Consider the following 6,359-nt stretch of genomic DNA (forward strand, 5'->3'; position numbering starts at 1 on the left):
GGCAACGCCGCCCGATCCAACTTCCCCACCGGCGTCAACGGAATCTCATCCAACACCACAATCGACGCCGGAATCATGTACCCCGGCAACGACTCACCGATGTACTCGGCGAGCGCGTCGGTGTCCACGTCGGCGCCGGGGCGCGGCAGCACGTACGACACCAGTGCGGTGGCACCCGATGGCAGCGCCTTGCCCAGGGTGGCCGCGAAGTCGATATCGGGATGGCTGGTGAGAGCGTTGTCGATCTCGCCCAGTTCGATGCGGAAACCGCGGATCTTCACCTGGAAGTCCGAGCGGCCCAGGTACTCGATGACGCCGTCCTGGCCGCCGGATTCGGTGCGTCGCACCAGGTCACCGGTGCGGTACAGCCGCGCCGCCGGGTTGCCGCTGTCGGCGCCGAACGGGCTGGCGACGAATCGCTCCGCAGTCAGGCCCGGCCGGTTGAGGTAGCCCTGCGCCAGCGCGGGACCGGACAGATACAGCTCGCCGACCACCCCGGCGGGCACCGGCCGCAGCCGCGAGTCCAGCACGAACGCGCCGACGCCCGGGATGGCCGTGCCGATCGTGATGGGCTCGCCCGGCGTCATCGGCGGCGTGCTGGTGGCCAGGATCGTCGCCTCGGTGGGCCCGTAGCCGTTGTAGAACTCGCGCTCGGTCGCCCAGCGTCCGACCAGTTCCGGGCCGAACTTGTCACCGGCCACCACCACGGCCTGCAGGTCGTCCAGTCCGGCCGGATCCACCGATTCCAGGGCCCCCGGCGTGATGAGCATGTGCGTGACGTGCTCGCGCCGCAGCAGATCCGCCAGCTCGAAACCGCCGAACACCGTCGGCGGCGCGATCACCAGCGTCGCGCCGGAGGAGAAGGCCAGCAGCAGTTCCAGCACCGAGACGTCGAAGTTCGGCGAGCAGACGTGCAGAACGCGCGAGTCCTCCGTCACTCCGTAGTGCTCGCGCTCCGCGGCGACCAGCCCGGCCAGACCGCTGTGCGTGACCACGACGCCCTTGGGCTTGCCGGTGGAGCCGGAGGTGTAGATGACATAGGCCGGGTGCCGCTCGTCCAGCGGACGGACCCGGTCGGTGTAGGAGATGGGGTGCTCCGGGCGCGCGGCGATGCGCGCGGCCTGCACCGGGTCGTCCAGTTCGATCCAGTACACGCCGGTGCCGAGCACCGGGCGGTGCGCCGACGTGGTCAGACCCACCGTGGCGCCGGAGTCGGCGACGATGTGATTGATCCGGTCGGTGGGATAGGTCGGATCCACCGGCACGTAGGCCGCGCCGGTCTTGGCGATGGCCCAGACGGCGAGCACCGACTCCACGCTGCGCGAGATCCCGATGGCGACCACGTCGCCGGGCCCGACACCGCGCTCGATCAGCTCCCTGGCCAGCCGCGAGGACGCCGCGTCCAGCTCGGCGTAGGTGAGCTCCCGATCGTCGGCCGGGTCCCCCGTGGGGTTGTACCGGATCGCGACCTCGGTGGCGGCGGACTCGACCGCGGCGGTGAGCAGCTGCGCGAAAAGCGGACTGCCCGACCTGCGGCGACGGCTACCGCGAGCAGAGCGACGGGCGGTTTCCATTCGAGTGCATTCACCTCTCGGATCGAGCCAGGACCCGGGCGCTACCCTGCTCAGGGCTTGTTATCCGGGGCCAGCGCGGACCGAGCAATCATATAAGGGGCTGACCACTGAACCCGCGCGCTGTATTGGATTGCCGCGGATGCCGTCGGTACGGTCCGCATCCCCCTTGTCGCGTGCTGTCCTCTCGTAGGACACCATCCGCCCCCCTGGAATCGGTGTCTTGCCTGATTCCTGCCGTTATATCGGTACTTACGCCATCGTGTTGCACTAGTGCCCGAATCGGTGAGCTTGGTCACAGCCATCCACGCCGCGTGGCCTGCACCCCCGCCTGGAATCTGGTGCTCGCCCCGAGACGCTCCAGCAGCCGTGCGGTCCGGCGGACCACCGTGCGCCGGGACATCCCGAGTCGCCGCGCGATGGTGTCATCGGTCGCGCCGAGCCCCATCAGGGTCAGGATCGCGCGGTCGCGTTCGTCCAGCGCCTCCGCGGCCGGGTTCACCGAGATCGGCGCCGCCATCGTCCACAGCACGTCGAAGGTCTTGATCAACAACTCGAGCGTGGGGGAACCGGTGATGCGCAGACCCATCGGGTCGGGCCTGCGTTCGTCGGCGTGCAGCACCAGGCTGGCCCGCTCGTCGTCGCTGATGATCAATTTGAGCGGCGGCTCGGGCAGGGTTCTGGCCTGCGCACCGCCCGCGTTGGTGGACAGCGCGTGCCGCAGGCGCTCGGGGTCCTGATAGACGGTGTCCTGATACAAGGTCTGGTAGCGGATGCCGTCGGCGAGCCTGGCCCGTTTGAGTTCGAACAGTTGGCGCTCGCGCTCGGGATCGCTGAGATAGGGCCCGCGCTCGACCAGCTTGACGCAGCTGCGCGCGCCGGTCTGCATCTCCTCGAAATCCGCCAGCATCTCCAGCCGCTCGTACACCGGCACCACCGCGCCGTTGCCGCGGGGCGAGCGGCGCACCGAGCGGAACGTCTCGCTCAAGCGTGCTGCGGCGGCGTGCATCTGGTTGATCTCCTGCTGCCTGCGCCGAGCCTCGGCTTCGGACAACGATTCCGGCGCGTGCGCGTCCCACAGCGGTTCGCCGTCGGGCGACTCGACGCGGACCGCGGCGCGCAATTCACACAACACATCCAGCGAGTCCGCGGCGAGGTCTTCCGAAACGCCCAGGTACTGCGCGATATCGGCGAGACTCGACCGCGGATGGTGCACCAGCACGGCGTACGCGCGGCCGTGCGGTGACCCAGGCTCGAAGATGTCGCCCAGCTCGATCACGGCCCGAGCCTAGCGACCGACCGGTGTCCGTGGGGCAGCTCTACGAGACCTGGCCGCGAACCGCCTCCCACGTCACCGGGACGCGGGAGGCTTCGCTGCGCGCAACCGTGCGCTGATCGGAATATCAAGTCGGACAGGGAATGTCAGTGCGCCGACGGGCCCCACTCCAGGGGCACTCCCTTGGCGGCCAAGTAGGGCATCGGGTCGATCTTGGCGCCCGACTTGTCCCAGATCTCCAGGTGCAGATGCGGACCGGTGGACTGACCCCGGTTGCCGACGGTGGCGATCACATCGCCCGCGTTCACCCGCTGGCCCGCGTGCACGAACATCTCGTTCACGTGGCCGTAGACGGCGGTGGTGCCGTCGTCCTGCAGGATTCGCACCCACAGACCGAAACCGGAGGCGGGCCCCGCCTCGATGACGGTGCCATTGCTGACCGAGTGGATCGGCGCGCCCAGCGAGTCGGCGAAGTCGAGGCCGTAATGCATGGCGCCCCAGCGGCTGCCGAAGCCGGAGCTGATCTCGCCGGCCACCGGGCGCACCGCGGACGCCGGAGCGACCTGCTGCTGCACGCCCTTGAGGGCCTCCTCGGCCTGCGCCAAGGGACCGATGACCTCCGGGGGAAGATTGGGAATGCCGAACGGCGCGGCGACCGGTGCGGCGATCTGGCCCGCGACCGCGGCGGGCTCCGGCGCGGCCTGCGCGACCGGCTCGGCGGCGGCCTTCGCCTCGACGATCGGAAGGATGCTCGTACCCTTCACCGTGGAGGGCGCGGCCTGCGTCTCCTCGTCGGCATCGTGCGAACCGGGCAGCAGCGGCGACGCGTAAGCGAGCGCGGGAGCGACCTGGCTGGCAGCGCCGATCAAGGCGCCCGCGGCAACCGCCGCGGTGGCGGCGGCCTTGACTCGTTCGGTGGCGGACGGCTCGGCGCGGTGCCGCGTCGGACGGCCCGATTCGCCGCCGTCGCCGAGGAGGCTCTGGACGGTAATGGAACTGGGGCCTACACGGTGCTGCGACAAAGCTGAATCCTCGGTCGTACAACAGGGTCCGGGATGCCGGAGCCCTAGCGGAACCGGTTCGATAACGATCCGGTAAAGCCGGGGCGGATAACGGTTTGGCATCCGTCGTGACGGGAACTCTACCGCGTCGTGACCATTCCGCAACCTTCCAGCAGAAAAACGCTGGTGAGGCCCGGGTCACATGTCCAGATACGCGACAATCGAACCGTGATCCTCGACCATTTGGACGTTCCGATCGCGCTCGCTCCCATGGCGGGCGGCCCATCCACCCCCGAGCTGACCGCCGCCGTCGCCGAAGCGGGCGGTTTCGGCCAGCTGGCCGCCGGTTATCTGAGCGCCGCCGACACCGCGGCGCGGATCGCGGCGACTCGCGCGGCCACCCGCAAGCCGTTCGGCGTGAACCTCTTCGTGCCAGGCCCGCCGACTCCTCCCGCCGATCTGGCGGACTACCTGGCCGAACTCGGCGCCGAACACCAGCTGGGAGATCCGCGCTTCGACACCGACGACTGGGACGCCAAACTGGACCTGCTCGTCGCCGACCCGGTCGCGGCCGTGTCGTTCACCTTCGGCTGCCCGAGTGCCGCGGACATCGAACGGCTGCATGCCGCCGGTTCCGAAGCCTGGGTCACCGTCACTTCGGTCGCCGAGGCGCGCTTCGCCGTCGAGGCGGGCGCCGACGTGCTCATCGCCCAAGGCGCGGAGGCAGGCGGGCACCGCGCGACGTTCACCGATCAGCCCGCCGACGACGCCACCGACCCACTCGGGCTGCTGGCGCTGCTGCAATTGCTCTCCGCCGCCACCGACCTGCCGCTGGTGGCCACCGGCGGCCTCACGACGGGCGCAGGCATCGCCGCCGCGCTCGCGGCGGGCGCCGCGGCCGCGCAATTGGGCACGGCGTTCCTGCGCTGCCCCGAGGCGGGCACCAGTCAGGTGCACCGCGCCGCGCTGACCGCCGACACCCCGACCATGCTCACCCGCGCCTTCACCGGACGCAGGGCACGCGGCTTGCGCAACCGCTTCCTGGTGCGGCACACCGCTACCGCGCCGACCGGATACCCGGAGATCCACTACGCCACCGCCCCGCTGCGAGCCGAGGCGCGGGCGGCGGGCAACCCCGATGAGGTCAACCTCTGGGCGGGCCAAACCCATGAGCTGACACCGGAGCTACCTGCGGGCGAACTGGTCTCGACCCTGGCCGCCGACACGAAAGCCGCACTGGAAAAGGCACTTTCGCGCCGAATCCAGCATTATTGACAACGACTTTCGTTTAGACTTCAGTGGCATCGCATCGACGTCCAGCACTGGAGGAGAGCGCCATGTCCCTTGATGTCCCCACCGCAGTACTCGAACGCGCCGAACGCGGCGAGGTCGACGACGCCGACTTCGTCGAGGTCGTACGCAATTCGCTGCCCTACGCCTGGGAAGTGGTCAGCCGCGTAGCCGGTGAACTGCGTTCCGGGACGGCTGAATTCGCCGACAACACGATCGCGCCGCCCGACGAGGTGGCGCGCGGGCAACTGCTGCGCGCCATGGCCTCCGACGCGATTCGGGGTGGGCTGGAGCGGCACTTCGGCGTGAAGCTCGCCTTCCAGAACTGCCACCGGGTCGCGGCCTTCCCGCTCTCCTCGGTCGGCGGCGAGACCTACACCACGTTCATCGGCACCCGGGCCCAGCTGCTCAACCAGAGCCCGGAACTGCGCAACTGCTGAATCACCGCACCGAACACCCGGCGCGGCAAACCGTTTCGCCCGCGCCGGGTGTTCTCGCGTATACGGCGCCGTGCCCGCGCGTCGCCGCCGCCCGTCACGGTCGGCTGCGCGTAGGGTGAACCGCCATGAGCAGCAACGATCTTCGCGATGAGGTCGAGGCCCGGCTCGCGCCGTGGCGCCAACAGCTCGGGGCGGACCGCGCCGCCTACACCAATCATGTGCTGCGGGTGCTCACGTTGTGCGATCTGCTGGCCGACGACCGGCAAACCCCGCCGAGCGCCCGTGAGGAGTTCCTGACCGCGGCCGTGCTGCACGACATCGGCATCTGGTCGACGGGCAGCTTCGACTACCTCGCGCCCTCGTGCGACCAGGCGCGCGCCTGGCTGGCGAGCATCGACCGCGACGACCTGACCGGACTGGTGGTGGCGATGATCGACCAGCATCACAAGATCCGCCCGGCGGGCCCCCCGCACGACCCGGTCGAGATCTTCCGGCGCGCCGACGCGATCGACGTCGAACTCGGCTTGCTCGGCCGGTTCGGCATCTCGCGCGGAACCTATCGTGAGCTGGCGAAGCGCTATCCGAACCACGGCTTCCACCGCAAGCTCGTCTCCCTGGTCGCGCGGCGGTTGCGCAGCCACCCCGCGTCACCACTGCCGATGCTGAAGTGGTGACGCGGGGGCGGCGGGGGTCAGGACAGGGTGGTGACTTCCAGGTCACCGTCGGCGTACTGGGCGCGTAGCCGCTTCTTGTCGAACTTGCCCACACTGGTCTTGGGGAC

Annotated in this window: 6 protein-coding genes; 3 read left to right on the forward strand and 3 right to left on the reverse strand. The window is 69.6% G+C overall.

The genetic code is table 11. From position 1 onward, the window contains the following. From ACWEH3_RS35450 to ACWEH3_RS35460, 3 genes are all read right to left on the reverse strand, one after another. The coding region (locus tag ACWEH3_RS35450) for an amino acid adenylation domain-containing protein (RefSeq protein WP_450022672.1) at positions 1-1,574 on the reverse strand (1,574 nt) is incomplete at its 3' end. A gap of 292 nt (positions 1,575-1,866) precedes the next feature. Beyond that, on the reverse strand, positions 1,867-2,850 hold the full coding sequence (locus ACWEH3_RS35455; protein ID WP_450022670.1) for a DNA-binding response regulator: 984 nt from the start codon (positions 2,848-2,850) through the stop codon (positions 1,867-1,869). Positions 2,851-2,993: 143 nt separating this feature from the next. After that, positions 2,994-3,869: a M23 family metallopeptidase gene (locus ACWEH3_RS35460; RefSeq protein WP_450022668.1), complete on the reverse strand. Its 876-nt coding sequence runs from the start codon at positions 3,867-3,869 to the stop codon at positions 2,994-2,996. A 207-nt stretch (positions 3,870-4,076) separates the two neighbouring features. Between ACWEH3_RS35460 and ACWEH3_RS35465 the strand changes: the two genes are divergently transcribed. The 3 genes from ACWEH3_RS35465 to ACWEH3_RS35475 all read left to right on the forward strand — a co-directional run bounded on the left by ACWEH3_RS35465 (position 4,077) and on the right by ACWEH3_RS35475 (position 6,252). After that, a complete protein-coding gene (locus ACWEH3_RS35465; protein ID WP_450022666.1) occupies positions 4,077-5,123 on the forward strand; it encodes a nitronate monooxygenase in 1,047 nt (348 codons plus the stop codon). 62 nt (positions 5,124-5,185) lie between these two features. Further along, positions 5,186-5,578 (forward strand): SCO5389 family protein, encoded by a 393-nt coding sequence (locus ACWEH3_RS35470; protein ID WP_355081478.1) that lies wholly within the window; start codon positions 5,186-5,188, stop codon positions 5,576-5,578. Between the two features lie 125 nt (positions 5,579-5,703). After that, complete coding sequence (locus tag ACWEH3_RS35475; protein WP_450022664.1) at positions 5,704-6,252, forward strand: HD domain-containing protein; 549 nt, start codon at positions 5,704-5,706, stop codon at positions 6,250-6,252. The last annotated feature ends 107 nt before the right edge of the window (positions 6,253-6,359 follow it).

The sequence above is a fragment of the Nocardia sp. NPDC004718 genome (genome assembly GCF_053601535.1).